The following is a 15874-nucleotide window of genomic DNA, read 5'->3' on the forward strand; positions in this document are numbered from 1 at the left end:
TCCACCTCGAGCAGTCCGCGGACTTCGTGCCGATACACACGCGAGGCGGGGCCGAGCTGATGTCGACGATCACCGAAGATCTGCGCTGCCGCTACGGCGCTTGATCATCCGCCGAAATCGGTGTGGCGGAGGCAGACGGGAGTGCATCGCCACGCACGGACAGATGGCGATCAGGAACTGTGCGGCGTTCGCCGGGCGGTAGTCCGCCTTGCCGCCGAGGATGCCGAGGTCGAGGCACCTTGGTGCATGGGAATCCCCTCAGCGATGTCGGTACCGCCCCGTAGAGTGAGCTGATCGTCTCCTGTGGCGAATGAGCCGGGACGGGTCCAGGGGGAACCATCAGAGGGGGTAACGTATGTCCATTTTTCGTGTGGGCCGGACGCGAAGACGGGCCGCGGCGGGGCTGTGCGGCGCGGTGCTGACCGCCTCGACGCTGCTCGCGTCCGCATCCGCGTCCGCGTCCGCGTCGACGGCGTCGGTGTCGGGTGGCGGACCGGCCACGACGGGGACGGTCTCGCCTGCGGAGGGCACGGCGTTCCGCGCCGGGCAGAGCGCCGAGTTGGGGGACCGCGGGCGCGTCGAGCTCATCGGCGGACGTGACATCCGGGTGACGGCGGACGATTCAGACGCCCCCGCACTGTCCCGGTACTCGGTCGCGTCGGTGAACGGCACCGTGTCCGTGCGGCCGACCGGCAAGTCCGCTGCGGACCGCCCGACCGCGGAGCTCCAGCCCACTGCGCGCACCGAAGACGCCCGGAGCATTCCCCCGACGACGTACACCGCCGCGTCGACGTACTCGGTCAAGCTGACCATCACGAATGCCGACGTCCGATTCAAATCGTTCTATGTCTGGGACCGCAAGACCTGGACGGCGTACGCCGTCGACAGCGACACCGCGGGCCCTTCGGCGACCGTGAAGCTGCCGCCGGGTGACTACTTCTCGGTCGCGCTGCACAACGACTGGCTGGAGCCGAGCTATCTGCTCACCCGTACCTTCTCGGTCGGCTCGGCCGCCAAGACGGTCACCTTCGATCAGCGCGCGGCCAAGGAGACCGCGATCCGCACCGACGACACCACCGCCACCCGGGACGCGTCCGCCGCGTGGATCAGCGTTCCGGGCGGCGACCTGGCCGGCTTCGCCGGCTCGGGAGCTGACAAGGTGTACGTCACTCCTTTCTCGGTCAGTGGCGTCTCGCTGCGCCTGCACGAGGTGCTCGCCAAGAAGGGCGCCTCGGCGAGTGTGCCGAGTCCCTACCGCTACGACCTCACACACAGCTTCACGACGACCGTGCCCGCTTCGCCCGTAGCGACGGTCCGTGCTTCGAAACTGGCCAAGACCGTGACGAGGGTGAGCGCTCCGGGCACCCGGACCACGGCCTCGCTGCAGAGTGTCCCGTCCTTCGGCGAGTGGACGGGCGTCTTTATCGGCTCCGCGACACCCGTCGCCGGTACGGTCACCGAATACACCACACCAGGCGTCACCTACAGCCGACTGCTGTCCTACGGAACCGGCGAGCTGAGCCTCAACCTCCCGGACCGGACCTTGCCCGCAGGGACCAGCGCGGGCGAGACCCTGGGCGCGGCCCCACTGCAGCCTCTTCGCTCGGAGTGGGGCGGTTCGCAGCGGGACTTCGGGAAGATCCGGGTGACCGAGCTGAATGCCTTCGGTGACTCTGCCGGCCACGCGGCGATCGACGGCCGCGCGACGTACTCGTACAAGCTCACCTCCTCCGACGGCATCACCTACGCCCAGGCCGACGGCCTCGACGCGTACCACTCCCTGACGTCGTCCAGCCTGCCGTCCTGGGAAAGGACGTACACCCTCGAGCAGACCGTCCACCGCCGTGTCCCGTACTCCCGGCTGTCCACGGATGTACACAACCAATGGACGTTCCGCTCAAGCTACTCGGAAGGCCGCGAACTCCCGCTCATCGACGCCAAGTTGAGCGTGTCCGGGCTCGACGGATACGGCCGGGCGGCTACCGGCCCGGTCCACGTGCAGGCAAGCGCTGCCACTCGCAACACGGACGCGGCGACGGCCAACACCCGGATCACCGGGCTCGCCTACTCCACGGACGACGGCGCCACCTGGACGGACCTGGACGTCGCGGAGGATGGCTCGGCGACGCTCGACCTGCCCGCCACCGCCTCCTTCGTCTCGCTGCGCGTCACCGCCGCCGACGGCCAGGGCGGCAGCTTGAACCGCACCATCACACGGGCGTTCGCCGGTCCGGCCCCGCACGGCGACGAGACGGTGGGGGCGACCCGCATTTCGAACGTCGTGGTCAACGGAGGCAAACAGGTGTGGCTCACCGACCAGCCGCTGCAGCACTTCAAGGCGAAGTTCACCGCCACCGACCCGTCGGGGATCGCGAGCGGGGATATGTACCTCTACAAGGGCTCGTACGACACTCCCGACGCCGTCCTCTACGGCACTTGGCCGGGGGAGTGCGCCAAGGTCAGCGCCACCACCTCCACCTGTGAGGTGCAGTTCGCCTACATCCAGCCGCGCTGGAACCTCGGCCGCAATTCCCTCGCAGGCACCTGGAAGCTGGCCGCCTGGGCCGAGTCGGCGGACGGCACGGGCCATGTCGACCTGCACGCTGCGAAGTCGGCCCTCGTCGTGCGGGACGCGACGCTGTCAGCCAACGCGGCTCCCGAACCGGTGGCCAAGGGCAAGACCCTCACCGTCACCGGCAAGCTCGCCCGCGCGGACTGGGAGACGCGCGGCGGCTACCACGGTTACTCCGGTCAGAAGGTGAAGCTGCAGTTCCGTAAGAAGGGGACATCCACCTACACGACGGTCAAGACGATCACGACTGACGGCTCAGGGAAGCTGAAGACGACGGCGAAGGCGTCGACAGACGGTTACTGGCGCTACACCTTCGCCGGCACATCCACCACCACACCCGCCACCGCCCCGGGCGACTACGTCGACGTCCGCTGATTCGCCGATCCCGCCGGGTTCCCGCTCCGCGAGTCGGAACCCGGCGACGGCCCTCACACGAGCGCGGCGCCCACACCGGTCCGGCCTCCGCGCCCGCTTCAAAGGGGGCCGACGAGGTGGAACACCAGGATTCCGGCCGCTTGGTGGAGGCGGGGCAAGTCCATCTGAGCGTGGACGGCGGCTGCCGTCCGCGCTCCCTCGTCGTCACTCCAGATCAAAGGGTCGACTGCACCGCGTTCAAGTCGGTCTTCGAAAAGATCAGCGGGGTGCTCAGCATCGGCTGTGGCGTCCACGTCACACCGAGGCTCGTACCGCCCACTGTTACCGCGCACTCGACCGGGCGCCACGCAGGAACAGGGCGCTGGTGAGGGTGCCGAGGAGCACGATGGCGGCGTTCACCGCGATCGCGACCTTCAGATCGCCGAGGACGGCCGAGGCGCCGACGCCGGTCATGGCGGCGGTCGCGACGGCGCGCATGATCGGCCTGCCCATGGTGATGCCGACCTGCTGGGTCATGGTGACGAGGCCGGCGGCCAGGCCCTGTTCGTGATCGGAGAGCCCCGAGGGGTGGTGACCATGAAGCCCACGACACAACATGGTCGGCTCGATGGGCCGGGTCGGTGCGGTCGGCGACAACGCGGCGATGGAGAGCTCCTTCGTGCTGCCGCACAAGAACGTCGTCGACCGCCAAGCCTGGGCCACCCGGCAGGACTTGCGGATCGCGATCTAGTCTCCGGCTATGAGCATGATCGGTGAGTACCTGCGTGTCACGGCTGCTGAGCTTGACCGAGCGATCCAAGACCCCGACTGGGCTCTGGACTTCGTCGAAGAGGTCCAAGACGCCGAGGAGGAGACGGAGCCTGCGCCGGCCGAAGCGCGTCACTTCAGCACGTACAAGACCTGGGACATGCTCCGCTTCCTGCTGGCGCGCGCTGAGTTCCCCGTGAACGTGATCCACGGTGAGGAGCCGTTCGCCGAGGATGAGGATTGGGGGTACGGGCCTCCGAGGTACCTGCGGCCTGAGCGGGTCCAGCTCGCCGCGGAAGCACTGCGGGCCACCAGCTATGCCCAGCTCATCACTGGCGTGGATCCCGCTGAACTGACCAGCGCCGAGGTGTATCCGCTCGGATGGAGTGAGCCCGGCTCGCTGGAGTGGGGGCGTCCTTGGTACGACGGCCTCACACAGTTCTTCGAGGCTGCTGCCGGGGCGGACAACGCGATGCTCGTCTGGCTGGACTGACGGGCCACGACGGCGGTGAGACCTCAGGGGAAGCGACGGTGCTTGGGTCGATACTATGGCGCTGACCTGCGCGGATATCGCTGCCTGCGGTGGTTTTGTGTGTCGGGAGCCACCGCTGCTGACCGCCCGTTCGGCTCCGGCTGTGCTCATGGTGCCCGGAGTGCGGGCATTCTTCGATGGGACGTTGCGGTCGCATTCTCGTCGTGGTGCGCGCCGGCATGGCTGCGCCGCCGAGACCTGATCGGCTGCAGCGTCACGGGTTTTCTCGTTACTCCACAGCGTGGCCGATGAGTTTGTGGCTCCCGGCCGGTCCAAGCTCGTGACACCCAGGAAAGGACACTGCCATGTCGGAGCTTCTCGTCGACTTCATCACCTCCCTCGACGGCTGCGCATCGGGAGAGGGATGGCCCGGCTTCTGGGGACTCGAGGGCCCGGAGTACCTCGCGTGGCTCGGCGAGCAGCCCGAGGTCACCTATCTGATGGGAGCGAACACCTACCGCCTGATGTCGGGTTTCGCCGCGGGCGAGGTCCCGAAGGGCCAGGACGAGTTCCGGCCCGAGGAAGAGGCGTCCGTCGACGAGCTCACGCAAGCGCCCAAGGTGGTGTTCTCCTCCTCACTCGAGGAGCCACTGACGTGGGCCAACTCCACGCTCGTCCGCGACGACGCCGTCGAGGCGGTCCGTGCCATGAAATCGAGTGGCTCGGGGCTCCTCAGCACGATCGGCAGCCTCAGCCTGAGCCGGTCCCTGCTACGAGCCGGACTCGTCGACCGGTTCCGGGTCGTGATGTTCCCGGTGATCACGGGGGCCACGGGCGAGGAACGCATCTACGACGGCTATCCGGACGTTGCCCTCGAGATGATCGAGCACCGCACCTTCGACGGCCGCATCCAGCTGGTCGAGTACAAGCCCCGCGTGCTCGAGCACCCGCCGCTCGGCGTTCCTGCGTGACGTCGGCCCGGACGGCCGCCGAGCCGGCGTCGGCCTGGCGAAGTGAGTGCGCGCGTTCGTCGTCCTGTCATTCGAACGCGCGCACGGGGTGCCCTTGGAGGTGTCCCACCCGGCCTGGTCTCAGCGGATGTATTTCGTCGGCTTGGTGGCGGCGTTGAGCAGGTACTCCAGGGGGTCATATCGGAAGAAGCGCGACCAGATCGCGGCAAACAAACAAGCCCCAGGTCGCTGACTTGGGGTTTCGCATGGAGCGGGTGACGAGAATGGAACTCGCGCTCTCAGCTTGGGAAGCGACGACGCTTGCGTAGAGGTAGGGCCTCTGACCTGGAGAAATGCGTTGTCAGGCGGCAGGTGTGAGGGGCTGGTTGCACCGTTCTTGATCGTGGTTGTCCGCTCTGAAGGGCACGCTACGGGCGCGAAGCACGGATGGGGCAGAGCAGGGCTTCCGGCTGGCCCCAGCGACCGGGAGTGGCTCCGCCTCGAACGGCAGTCGAGTGAGGCCGTCGCGGCTGCGCGCATGGCGTCTTTGAGGATGCGGTGGCCCGCATCAAGCATCCTGCTGCCGGTTGAGGACTCCTTGGGCCTTGCCGACGAACGAGAGAAGGCCGTCGGCGACGTCGTCGGCCGTGTAGGGGAACTCCCTTTCCGGGGCCCCCGGGCCGCCCCCCATCCCGTTGGTCCGCGCCCGTCGGCCCCCTCGTGCCCGGCCACGGCGACGGCCTCCGCCGCACCGCCCGCTCACGTCCCGCTCATGTCCCGCTCCGAACGGTTCCGCGGCCACGACCGCCGCACCCACCCCGTCCGATCGCCCGTCCGTCCGGCGGTTCCCGAGCCCTCGGGGCCGCCCGACGCGCACGCTCCCAGCGGACTCCGCCTCCCTCGCGGGGCGGTCGGCGGGGGAGGGCCGGGAGTGGCCCGGCCGACCGGCCGGCCCCTCCGGCTCGCCGTTCTCCACGAGCCCGGTGGAGCCCGCTCGTACTAAAACGGCAACAGAGGAGGAGCCCGCCAAGGAGTCGGACGAGGGGGGCGAGGTGGTACCCGAGACGGACGCCCCGGCCGCCGAGAGCTCGCCCGCGGAGCCGCCGACCGCCGCTCACCAGACTGGTACCGAGGCCCCCCTCGACCTCTCCGACCGGCGGATTCCCGTGCTCTCACTGGGCGCGGGGCCGCCTCTGGTGGGCCTCGGCATCGGCTTCCTCGGGGCGCGGACGCGCCGCCGCCGCGCGGCTCACGACGGCCCGGGTCCCCCTTGAGTCGTACCTCCGGGGTCCGCCTCAGGACGCTTGGTCCACGCGGACTTACTCGGTATACATACTCGGTATGTCCATCCGCCACGGGCTTCTCGCCCTCCTCGAACACGGCCCGCGCTACGGCTCGCAGCTCCGTACGGAGTTCGAGTCCCGTACCGGCTCCACCTGGCCGCTCAACGTGGGTCAGGTCTACACGACGCTCAGCCGGCTCGAACGCGACGGCATGGTCGTGCAGGACGGCGAGGACGAGGCCGGCCACGCGCTCTACGCGATCACCGACAGCGGCCGCGTCGAACTGCGCAGCTGGTTCGAGAACCCCGTCGACCGCACCAGCCCGGCCCGTGACGAGCTGGCCATCAAGCTGGCCATGGCCGTCGGGGCGCCCGGGGTCGACATCCGTGACGTCATCCAGTCCCAGCGCCGGCACACCGTGAAGGCCATGCAGGACTACACCCGGCTGAAGGCGCAGGCCCTCGCCGCCGTGGAGAAGAACGGGGCTCGGGAGCGGGATGACATCGCCTGGCTCCTCGTCCTGGAGCAGCTGATCTTCCAGACCGAGGCCGAGGCGCGCTGGCTCGACCACTGCGAGTCCCGGCTGATCCGTCTCTCGTCGACCGCCCAGGCGGCGGGGCCGGAGCCGGCCTCGCCGGGGGCGGCAGGCGTAGCGGCGGGGACGGGAGCGCGGGCGGGGGCCGAGGCAGAGGAGGCCGCACGCCACCGCCCGTGACGTCCGCCCGTGACGTCCGCCCGTGACGTCCGCCCGTGACGTCCGCCCGTGACGTCCGCCCGTGACGTCCGCCCGTGACGTCCGCCCGTGACGTCCGCGCTTCACGACCGGCCCTGAGCACCCGAACGACCGGATCCACAGGGCCGACCGAGTCCACCGGGCCCACCGGGCCCACCGGGCCCACCGGGGTCACCCGACCCACCCGACCCACCGGGCCCACCGGGTCCACCCGACCCACATGAAGATCCGAACCACCCGACCAGACCCATACCGTACGCACGGCGCTGCCAACGACCGTCCGTCGCACCGACGTTCGGCCGTTCGCCGGCGTACGCCCGAGGGGGAACCATGTCCACACAGCAGCATCCCGCGCTGAGTCTGCGGAACCTGACCCGCGTCCACGGCTCCGGCGCCACCGAGGTGCACGCCCTGCGCGGCATCGACCTCGACGTCCACCCCGGTGAACTCGTCGCCGTCATGGGCCCGTCGGGCTCCGGCAAGTCCACCCTGCTCACCATCGCCGGCGGCCTCGACACCCCCACCTCCGGGCAGGTCTTCGTCGAGGGCACCGACATCACCGCCCTCGGCATCAAGGGGCTCGCCGCCCTGCGCCGCCGCAGCATCGGCTACGTCTTCCAGGACTACAACCTCATCCCGGCCCTCACCGCCGCCGAGAACGTGGCCCTGCCCCGCGAACTGGACGGCATATCGGCCCGCAAGGCCCGCACCGAGGCCCTCGCCGCCCTCACCGAGATGGACCTCGGCCATCTCGCCGACCGGTTCCCCGACGAGATGTCCGGCGGCCAGCAGCAGCGCGTGGCCATCGCCCGCGCCCTCGTCGGCGACCGCCGACTCGTCCTCGCCGACGAGCCCACCGGCGCCCTCGACTCCGAGACCGGTGAGTCCGTGCTGGCCCTGCTGCGCTCCCGCTGCGACGCCGGAGCCGCCGGCATCATGGTCACCCACGAGCCGCGGTTCGCCGCCTGGGCCGACCGGGTCGTCTTCCTGCGGGACGGCGCCGTCGTCGACCAGACCGTACGCAGCGACGCCGACTCGCTCCTGACCGGCCGGGCGGCCCAGCGGTGACGACCTGGTTCCACTCCTGGCGGGCCGCGGTCCGCATCGCCCGCCGTGACGCCTGGCGCTCCAAGGGCCGCAGCTTCCTCGTCCTCGCCATGATCGCGCTGCCGATCCTGGGCGTGAGCGCCCTGGACCTGACCCTGCGCAGCGCCGAACTCACCCCCGCGCAGCGGATGGAGCGCACCCTGGGTGCCGCCGACGCTCGCTTCTCCGATGCCGGAGCGGCCGGCGTGGCCATCCTGCAGGACCCCGCGGGCGAGCAGCACACCCCGGCCGGGGACTACGACTCGCCGGGCAAGTCCTGGCCCGACGGCCCGACCGATGTCACCAAGAGCATTCCGGCCGGTTCGACGGTGCTGACCGACAGCAGGGGCAGCGCCAAGCTGACCACCAGGCACGGTCTGCTCCAGGCCGAGGTCCGTGAGCTGGCCGCCGGCGATCCCGTCGCCCGGGGCATCATGCGGCTGCAGGAGGGCCGCTTCCCCGAGAAGAACGACGAGATCGCCGCGACCACCCAATTCCTGGAGAGCAGCGGGCTGTCCGTCGGCTCCACCCTCACCGCCCGCGGCTTCGACCGCACCTATGTGATCAGCGGCTCGTACGAGCTGCCCAGCGACCTCAAGGCACAGCAGGTCAACGCCCTGCCGGGGGCCTTCCTCGCGCCGTACGCCAAGGCGGTCGAGAAGGCCGGACTGCCGAAGCCCGAGGACTCCACCACCTATCTGGTGAAGAAGTCCGGTGGTTTCACGTGGAACACGGTCCAGGCGATCAACGCCAAGGGCGTCCTGGTCACCTCTCGGGCCGTGGCCCTCGACCCGCCCGCCGACTCCGAGGTGCCGCTCTACCAGAAGGAAGGCTGGGCCAACTACGAGAGCGGGGGCGCCGACGCCGCCGCGCTCGCCGCCGTGGGCACGGTCGTCGGCCTGGCGATGCTGGAGATCTGCCTGCTCGCCGGGCCCGCGTTCGCCGTCGGTGCCCGTCGTTCCCGCCGCCAGCTGGGCCTGGTCGGCGCCAACGGCGGTGCCCGCAGCCACATCCGGGCCATCGTGCTGAGCGGCGGTCTCGTCATCGGCGTCGCGGCGGCCGTGGTCGGCATGGTCCTCGCCCTGGTCCTGACCTTCGCCCTCCGGCCACTCCTCGAGGACTACATGGGGCAGCGGTTCGGCGGCTTCACCGTCAGGCCGCTGGAACTGCTCGCCATCGCCGCGCTCGCCGTCCTCACCGGCCTGCTCGCCGCGATCGTCCCGGCCGTCACCGCCTCCCGGCAGACCGTCCTGGCCTCCCTCACCGGCCGTCGCGGCGTGCGCCGCAGCAACCGCGTGCTGCCGTTGATCGGCTTGGGCGCCGTCCTGCTCGGCGCGGCCATCGCCCTGTACGGCTCGGTCTTCTCCGACCAGTTCGTCCTGGTCGCGGGTGGCTCGGCCATCGCCGAGCTGGGTGTGGTCGCCATGACGCCCGCCCTGGTCGGTCTGTTCGGCAGGGCCGGCCGCTGGCTGCCGCTCTCGCCGCGCCTCGCCCTGCGGGACGCCGTCCGCAACCGGGGCCGTACGGCACCCGCTGTCGCCGCCGTCCTGGCCGCCGTCGCGGGCACCGTCGCCGTCTCGACGTACGCCGCGAGCAGCGACGCCCAGAGTCTGGCCGAGTACCGGGCCGCCCTGCCGCACGGGGCCGTCGCCGCGCTCGTCACCGAGGAGGGCGGCCGGGACGTCCCCGAGGTCCGCGACGCCGTGCAGCGGACGCTGCCCGTCGACGTCCGCGCCGACGTGTTCCGGATCGCCGTCGGCAAGCCCGGCTGCGCCCCGTGGGGCGAGGGCGAGGGTTGTGGCCGCTTCGAGGTCGTCATCCCGCCGGCCAACGAGTGCCCGCTGTGGGCCAGCACCCCCGACGGCTCCGACCCCGCGGAGAAGTACAGCAAGGAGCAGCGGCGCGCGCTCGCCAAGGACTGGCGCTGCCTCTCGTCCGACGGCAGCGGCATCTACGTCGACGGCGGTCTTCTCATCGCCGATGCCCCGCTCCTGAAGGTTCTCGGCATCGACGACCCGGGCGCGGCCAAGGCCCTCGCCGACGGAAAGCTCGTCAGCTTCCACAGGCCCCAGGTCGACAGGAACGGCGCCGTCGGCATCAAGCTGATCACCGACCCGAAGGCCGCCGACCGCGCCGCCGAGCAGAACAAGCCCGTCCCGGGCGAGCTGAAGTCCTTCCCCGCCTACCAGGTGCCCGGCTCGCCCGACTCCTACGGAGTGCAGAGCGTGCTCAGCCCCGCCGCCGCCAAGGCCGCCGGACTGACCACCGTCCCCCTCGGCTCCTTCTTCAGCACCGACCGGATCCCCAGCACCGAGGAGCGGCAGAAGCTCGACGCCGAGATCGCCAAGCTCGGCAGCAACGTCGAGCTGACCGTGGAGCAGGGCTGGGTCGACAAGAACGGGCTCGTCCTGCTCGCGCTGACCGTCTTCGCCGGCCTGGTCACCATCGGTGCGGCCGGCATCGCCACCGGCCTCGCCCAGGCCGACGCGGAGGCCGATCTCAAGACGCTCGCCGCGGTCGGAGCCCCGCCTTCGGTGCGCCGCAGGCTCAGCGGCTTCCAGTGCGGTGTGGTCGCCGCGATGGGTGTGGTCCTCGGCTCGGCGGCCGGTGTCCTGCCCGCGGTCGGGCTGAGGCTCACCGAGGAGCGCGAGCAGACGCGCTTCTACCAGGAGGCTCTCGACAACGGCTGGGGCGGCGCCGGTGACGCCCCGCCGTACGTGCCGATCATCGTCCCCTGGGAGACACTCGCCGCCCTCCTGGTGGCCGTGCCCCTCGGCGCCGCCCTGCTCGCCGCACTGGTGACCCGCTCACGCGGGGCACTGGCCCGCCGCGCCGCACACTGAGCCTCCGTCGCCGCACGGTACCCCTGGACGAGGGCGACTCACCCTCGTCCAGGGGCAGGAGGCAGTCCCCGTCCGAAGGGATCCGCTCGAACCCGGCCGGCGCTTCCGGGCCATCCGCGCCTCTGGGCGCGACGGCCGTTGCGCGGGGCTCAGATGTACCAAAAACGCGTCTCGCGATAGGAGATGATTCGGCCTCGTGACGCCCCACGCGAGGGCACGAAGCCACCAGATTGCTCTAGACGCCAAACAAACCCCAGGTCGCTGACCTGGGGTGTTTCTATCTGGAGCGGGTGACGAGAATCGAACTCGCGCTCTCGGCTTGGGAAGCGACGGCGCTTGGGCGGCCGTGTCGCTTCTGACCTCGGCGTACGCTCTCTTGGCCCCTGCCGGGCAGGTCGCCTGCGTCCTGCGTGAAAGTGCCGGCACTGCGGAGAATGGGCCCACAAGCAGGAGCGGTCTGCCGGAAGCCGCGCTTCCGGCAGACCGCCCCACTGAACGACGGTTCGACCGGCGTGTCAGCGCGTGACGACGAACGTGGCGGCGCGGGGCACAAACGTCGTGCCCCCGTCCTCGGCCGTCGCCAGTGCCGAGACGTACCAGGTGCCCTTGGCCAGGTCGGCCGCCTCCCGCTTCGTGACCTTCAGCGTGTACGTGCAGCGGGAGGTCTCCTCCGAGGTGCTCCGGCACGTGGCGCGCTCATCCGCCGAGCGAAGCTCCGCCGCGGTCGGGTCGAGCTTCGAACTCGCGGGCCAGGCAAGGACCTTGAGGCCTCGGATGCCCGAGTCGTCGTTCACGTCCACGGTGTAGGTGAGCGAGCCCGCGCTGCTGTCGGACGGAGCGGTGTAGCGAGCCGAGCCGTGCTCCAGAGTCGGCTCCGTGGGGGTCGAGGCCAGAGCGAGGCCGCCGACGGCGACCCCGCCGAGGGCGACGGCGCCGATGAGAGACGAGACGACAATGCGCTTGGACATGGGAGATCCCCCTGAGTTCGTTGGAGAGCTGCGACGGATACGCGGAAGCGCGTGGATGAGCGTGGAAGAGTGCTGAAGAGCCGCTGGCGGAGCCGGTCCTGGAAGCCGTCGTAGAAGCGGTGGCCGACCGCGTTCTCGATGTGATCGAGCCTATGGCCGGGGGTATGGGGCCGTCCTCGCGCTGCAGGACGAATGGCGCCTCGAACCACAGGTAGAGGCTCTGCAACCCACGTAAGAGGCCGGACTCCGCCTCCAGCCGGAGCCGGGCCGCCCGCCGGCTGTGCCGGTCCTGCCGATCTGCGCCCAGGCCGTGGTGTGGCCGGCGAAGCGGAGGGTGCGATGCTGCCCATCAGCCACTCATGAAGAATTGCCAAATTTCGCAATTAGCTAGATGCTGAGGTTGGCTACGCATGGTCCGGTGGCCGCGGGCACAGCCTTGTGCCCGCCCCACGGAGTGGGGTTCGCAGGGAAACCGAGGGGTTGTGTCTGTTCCGCTCTACCAGGCCAAGGCCGAGTTCTTCCGGATGCTGGGGCATCCGGTACGCATACGCGTCCTGGAACTGCTGCAGGACGGGCCGCTGCCGGTCCGGGACCTGCTCGCCGCCATCGAGGTGGAGCCGTCCGGCCTGTCCCAGCAGCTGGCGGTGCTGCGGCGTTCCGGGATCGTCACCTCGACCCGGGACGGCTCGACGGTGGTCTATGAGCTGGCGGGCGGGGACGTTGCCGATCTGATGAGGGCCGCGCGCCGGATCCTGACCGAGATGCTCGCCGGGCAGGGCGAGCTGCTGACAGAGCTGCGGGAAGCCGAGGGCGCGGCGCGATGACTTCGGGTATCAGCCGGGCCGGGGCCCGGCTCACCGCGCTCTTGCCCGCCCGCGCCCACCTGGCGGACATGCGACGCGATCCGCGCAGGGACCTGCTCGCCGGTCTCACCGTGGCGATCGTGGCCCTGCCGCTCGCTCTCGGCTTCGGTGTCTCCTCCGGTCTCGGTGCCGAGGCCGGACTGGCGACCGCCGTGGTCGCCGGCGCGCTCGCCGCGCTGTTCGGCGGGTCCAACCTCCAGGTGTCCGGGCCGACCGGGGCCATGACCGTGGTGCTGGTGCCCATCGTCGGCGCGTACGGGCCGACCGGCGTGCTGACCGTCGGGCTGATGGCCGGCGTCATGCTCGTGGCGCTGGCAGCGCTGCGGGCCGGCAAGTACATGCAGTACGTGCCCGCGCCCGTGGTGGAGGGCTTCACTCTCGGGATCGCCTGCGTGATCGGACTGCAGCAGGTCCCGAACGCGCTCGGGGTGCCCAAGGCCGAGGGCGATCGCGTGCTGGTGGTGACCTGGCGGGCCGTCGTGGATTTCGCGGAGGACCCTAACTGGACGGCGGTCGGCTTCGCGGTCGCGGTGGCCGCGGTCATGCTGGTGGGCGCCCGCTGGAGGCCGACCGTCCCGTTCTCCATCGTCGCGGTCATCGCGGCCACGGCCGTCTCCCAGCTCGCGAACCTGGACGCGGCGCAGCCGATCGGTGACCTTCCGTCCGGGCTGCCCGCGCCCTCACTCGGCTTCCTGGACCTCGGTTCGCTCAGCACCCTGCTCGCCCCGGCGGTGGCCGTGGCGGCGCTCGCGGCCCTGGAGTCCCTGCTGTCCGCCTCGGTGGCGGACGGCATGACGGTGGGGCAGCGGCACGACCCCGATCGCGAGCTGTTCGGCCAGGGACTGGCCAATATCGCGGCCCCGCTGTTCGGCGGGGTGCCCGCGACCGGCGCGATCGCCCGGACCGCGGTGAACGTCCGCACAGGTGCCGTCTCCCGGCTGGCCGCCCTGACCCACGCCGCGATCCTCGCGGTGATCGTGTTCGCCGCGGCTCCCCTCGTCTCCAGGATCCCGCTCGCCGCCCTCGCCGGCGTGCTGCTGGCCACCGCGGTCCGCATGGTGGAGGTCGGCTCGCTCAGGGCGATGGCCAAGGCCACCCGCTCGGATGCGCTGATCCTCGTTCTCACCGCGGTGGCGACCCTGGTACTGGACCTCGTGTACGCGGTGATCATCGGTCTGGTCGTCGCGGGTGCCCTCGCCCTGCGCGCCGTGGCCAAGCAGGCCCGCTTCGACCAGGTCCCCCTCGACCGCGGCGACCACAGTGCCGAAGAACACGCCCTCCTCGCCGAGCACATCGTCGCGTACCGCATCGACGGGCCGCTCTTCTTCGCCGCCGCGCACCGCTTCCTGCTGGAGCTGACCGACGTGGCTGACGTACGCGTCGTCATCCTGCGCATGTCGCGGGTGTCGACCATGGACGCCACCGGCGCGCTGGTCCTCAAGGACGCCGTGGAGAAACTGAAGCGGCGCGGCATCCTCGTCCTGGCCTCCGGGATCCGCGCCGGCCAGCGCCAGGTGCTGGACTCCGTCGGAGCGCTGGAACCGCTGCGGCACGACGGCCGGGAGTACGACACCACCCCCGAGGCGATCCGGGCCGCCCGGGACCACCTGGCGACGACGGGAGTCCTGACCGCCGTACCCGCCCGGAAGCCCCGAACCCCCAGCGAGGAAGCCGTCCGATGAGCACTGCCCCCGCCCCGCTGCGACTGGTGGAGATCTCTGGAACGGAGGCCCTGTGGCTACTGGAAGGCAGCAGCCTGGGACGGCTGCTGCACCAGCAGCGGCAGCTGACCGTCGTACGGCCGGCCCGGCATGTGTGGGAGTACGGCCGACTGATCGTCCGGGCCCCCGTCCAGGCGGCGGCGATGCCGGCCACGGTGACCTACCACGTGGACGAGATCCGGGCGGTGCACGGCACCGGCTGGACGGTCACCGTCCACGGCCCCGCCGACGTACTCGGCGAGCCTGACGAGACAGACCATTACCGCCGCACCCTGCCGGGCTGGACGCACGGCCCGCACGACACTCTGCTGCGCCTGCACCCCCAGAGCGTCACCGGCTTCCGCCTCGCCCGCCTGGAGACATGATGGTCCCCGTTCTCGATGTCCTTCCGTACCGGCACGTGCTCACCCTGCCCAACGAGCCGTCCGCCGTCCGTCTCGCCCGCGAGACCGCCGAAGAGGCGCTGGTCGAGTGGGGGATAGATCTGCGCCGGCCCGTCGTGGACGCGGCGCTGCTGATCCTCAGTGAGCTGGTGACCAACAGCGTCCGGCACACCGCCGAGGTGTCCCCGCAGATCACGGTCATGTATGCGGCGAGCGGAGGCCGCCTGGCCTTCGCCGTCCACGACCGCCACCCCCACCAGCCCTCGCTGCACCATGCCGAGCCCGGCACCGGTGGCGGTCTCGGCATGGTCATGGAGCTCACCCGGCAACTCGGCGGCACCGTCGCCGTGCACGGCGACGCCGACGGCAAGAGCATCTGGACAACTCTCCCCCTCTGACCTCAACGGGCCGCCCACGCAAGGAAGTTCACCGTCATGACCATCGAGTGGCGCTACACCGTCGAGGACGGTTTCGGGGTGCTCTCCGTCGCAGGCTACCTGGGCCCGGCAGCGGTCCGTCGGTTCGACGGAGCGGTCGGCTGGGTCGTCGCCCGCGGCACCGGACCGGTCATCCTCGACCTGACCGGACTGCGCGGATGGTCCACGGAAGGCCAGTTGGCCATCACCGAGACCGCACGCCGCCTCGCGGGCATGGGCCGGAGCCTGGAACTGGCCGCCATCCCCGCCGACGGCTCGCTCGTCCCGCCCGGCGACTGCCCGGACATCCCCGTCCATGGCGACCTGGCCACCGCCCTCTCCGTCCACGCCCGGCACACGTCACGGCCCGACGAAGCGCAGCAGGCGTGGCGCACCGACGGCTGGCCCACCTGACGCCCGTCTCCGCTCCCTCCCCCTGTCTCCGCTCCCCGACTGAAAGAC

Annotated in this window: 12 protein-coding genes and 2 pseudogenes; 12 read left to right on the top strand and 2 right to left on the bottom strand. The window is 70.8% G+C overall.

Annotation, left to right across the window (positions count from 1 at the left end):
* Window positions 1-355 precede the first annotated feature (355 nt).
* Window positions 356-2947: a hypothetical protein gene (locus tag L3078_RS24735; protein ID WP_239756151.1), complete on the top strand. Its 2592-nt coding sequence runs from the start codon at window positions 356-358 to the stop codon at window positions 2945-2947.
* Window positions 2948-3268: 321 nt separating this feature from the next.
* Here the strand turns inward: L3078_RS24735 and L3078_RS24740 are convergent.
* Window positions 3269-3537 (bottom strand): annotated as a pseudogene (locus L3078_RS24740) (MFS transporter); the annotation flags it as partial.
* On the opposite strand from L3078_RS24740, the pseudogene L3078_RS24745 reads away from it, so the two are divergent.
* The 6 genes and pseudogenes from L3078_RS24745 to L3078_RS24770 form a co-directional block, all read left to right on the top strand.
* Window positions 3534-3674: pseudogene (locus L3078_RS24745) on the top strand (IS3 family transposase); the annotation flags it as partial. The pseudogenes L3078_RS24740 and L3078_RS24745 sit on opposite strands and share 4 nt — an antisense overlap.
* Window positions 3675-3686: 12 nt before the next feature.
* Window positions 3687-4187, top strand: coding sequence for a YfbM family protein (locus L3078_RS24750; RefSeq protein ID WP_239756152.1), 501 nt, complete (start codon window positions 3687-3689; stop codon window positions 4185-4187).
* Between the two features lie 344 nt (window positions 4188-4531).
* The gene (locus L3078_RS24755; protein WP_239756153.1) at window positions 4532-5137 is read left to right on the top strand and encodes a dihydrofolate reductase family protein; all 606 of its coding nucleotides are present in this window, start codon (window positions 4532-4534) and stop codon (window positions 5135-5137) included.
* 1320 nt (window positions 5138-6457) lie between these two features.
* Window positions 6458-7114, top strand: coding sequence for a PadR family transcriptional regulator (locus L3078_RS24760; protein ID WP_239756154.1), 657 nt, complete (start codon window positions 6458-6460; stop codon window positions 7112-7114).
* A gap of 348 nt (window positions 7115-7462) precedes the next feature.
* Window positions 7463-8200, top strand: a complete 738-nt coding sequence (locus tag L3078_RS24765; RefSeq protein ID WP_239756155.1) for an ABC transporter ATP-binding protein — start codon at window positions 7463-7465, stop codon at window positions 8198-8200.
* Entirely contained in the window at window positions 8197-11061 is a 2865-nt protein-coding gene (locus tag L3078_RS24770) for an ABC transporter permease (protein ID WP_239756156.1), read from the top strand. Before L3078_RS24765 ends, L3078_RS24770 begins: the two co-directional genes overlap by 4 nt.
* Window positions 11062-11576: 515 nt before the next feature.
* On the opposite strand, the gene L3078_RS24775 is transcribed toward L3078_RS24770, so the two are convergent.
* Entirely contained in the window at window positions 11577-12029 is a 453-nt protein-coding gene (locus L3078_RS24775) for a DUF5707 domain-containing protein (protein ID WP_239756157.1), read from the bottom strand.
* A 482-nt stretch (window positions 12030-12511) separates the two neighbouring features.
* On the opposite strand from L3078_RS24775, the gene L3078_RS24780 reads away from it, so the two are divergent.
* Genes L3078_RS24780 through L3078_RS24800 form a run of 5 tightly spaced genes read left to right on the top strand, consistent with a single transcriptional unit; the run spans window position 12512 to window position 15826 of the window.
* Window positions 12512-12853 carry an ArsR/SmtB family transcription factor gene (locus L3078_RS24780; RefSeq protein WP_239756158.1) on the top strand — a complete coding sequence of 114 codons (342 nt, stop codon included), beginning with the start codon at window positions 12512-12514 and terminating at the stop codon, window positions 12851-12853.
* Complete coding sequence (locus L3078_RS24785) at window positions 12850-14574, top strand: SulP family inorganic anion transporter (protein ID WP_239756159.1); 1725 nt, start codon at window positions 12850-12852, stop codon at window positions 14572-14574. Before L3078_RS24780 ends, L3078_RS24785 begins: the two co-directional genes overlap by 4 nt.
* Entirely contained in the window at window positions 14571-14978 is a 408-nt protein-coding gene (locus L3078_RS24790) for a pyridoxamine 5'-phosphate oxidase family protein (protein WP_239756160.1), read from the top strand. The genes L3078_RS24785 and L3078_RS24790 overlap by 4 nt, the downstream gene beginning before the upstream one ends.
* Entirely contained in the window at window positions 14978-15394 is a 417-nt protein-coding gene (locus tag L3078_RS24795) for an ATP-binding protein (protein WP_239760455.1), read from the top strand. Before L3078_RS24790 ends, L3078_RS24795 begins: the two co-directional genes overlap by 1 nt.
* Window positions 15395-15430: 36 nt before the next feature.
* The gene (locus L3078_RS24800) at window positions 15431-15826 is read left to right on the top strand and encodes an STAS domain-containing protein (protein WP_239756161.1); all 396 of its coding nucleotides are present in this window, start codon (window positions 15431-15433) and stop codon (window positions 15824-15826) included.
* The last annotated feature ends 48 nt before the right edge of the window (window positions 15827-15874 follow it).

Origin of the sequence: Streptomyces deccanensis (genome assembly GCF_022385335.1) — a bacterium.
In the GTDB taxonomy this organism is placed as follows: domain Bacteria; phylum Actinomycetota; class Actinomycetes; order Streptomycetales; family Streptomycetaceae; genus Streptomyces; species Streptomyces deccanensis.

Bases quoted from the DNA above. Each gene is read 5' to 3' on its own strand.
- L3078_RS24735 (WP_239756151.1), top strand. From the start codon at position 356: ATGTCCATTTTTCGTGTGGGCCGGACGCGAAGACGGGCCGCGGCGGGG.
- L3078_RS24750 (WP_239756152.1), top strand. From the start codon at position 3,687: ATGAGCATGATCGGTGAGTACCTGCGTGTCACGGCTGCTGAGCTTGAC.
- L3078_RS24755 (WP_239756153.1), top strand. From the start codon at position 4,532: ATGTCGGAGCTTCTCGTCGACTTCATCACCTCCCTCGACGGCTGCGCA.
- L3078_RS24760 (WP_239756154.1), top strand. From the start codon at position 6,458: ATGTCCATCCGCCACGGGCTTCTCGCCCTCCTCGAACACGGCCCGCGC.
- L3078_RS24765 (WP_239756155.1), top strand. From the start codon at position 7,463: ATGTCCACACAGCAGCATCCCGCGCTGAGTCTGCGGAACCTGACCCGC.
- L3078_RS24775 (WP_239756157.1), bottom strand. From the start codon at position 12,029: ATGTCCAAGCGCATTGTCGTCTCGTCTCTCATCGGCGCCGTCGCCCTC.
- L3078_RS24785 (WP_239756159.1), top strand. From the start codon at position 12,850: ATGACTTCGGGTATCAGCCGGGCCGGGGCCCGGCTCACCGCGCTCTTG.
- L3078_RS24790 (WP_239756160.1), top strand. From the start codon at position 14,571: ATGAGCACTGCCCCCGCCCCGCTGCGACTGGTGGAGATCTCTGGAACG.
- L3078_RS24795 (WP_239760455.1), top strand. From the start codon at position 14,978: ATGGTCCCCGTTCTCGATGTCCTTCCGTACCGGCACGTGCTCACCCTG.
- L3078_RS24800 (WP_239756161.1), top strand. From the start codon at position 15,431: ATGACCATCGAGTGGCGCTACACCGTCGAGGACGGTTTCGGGGTGCTC.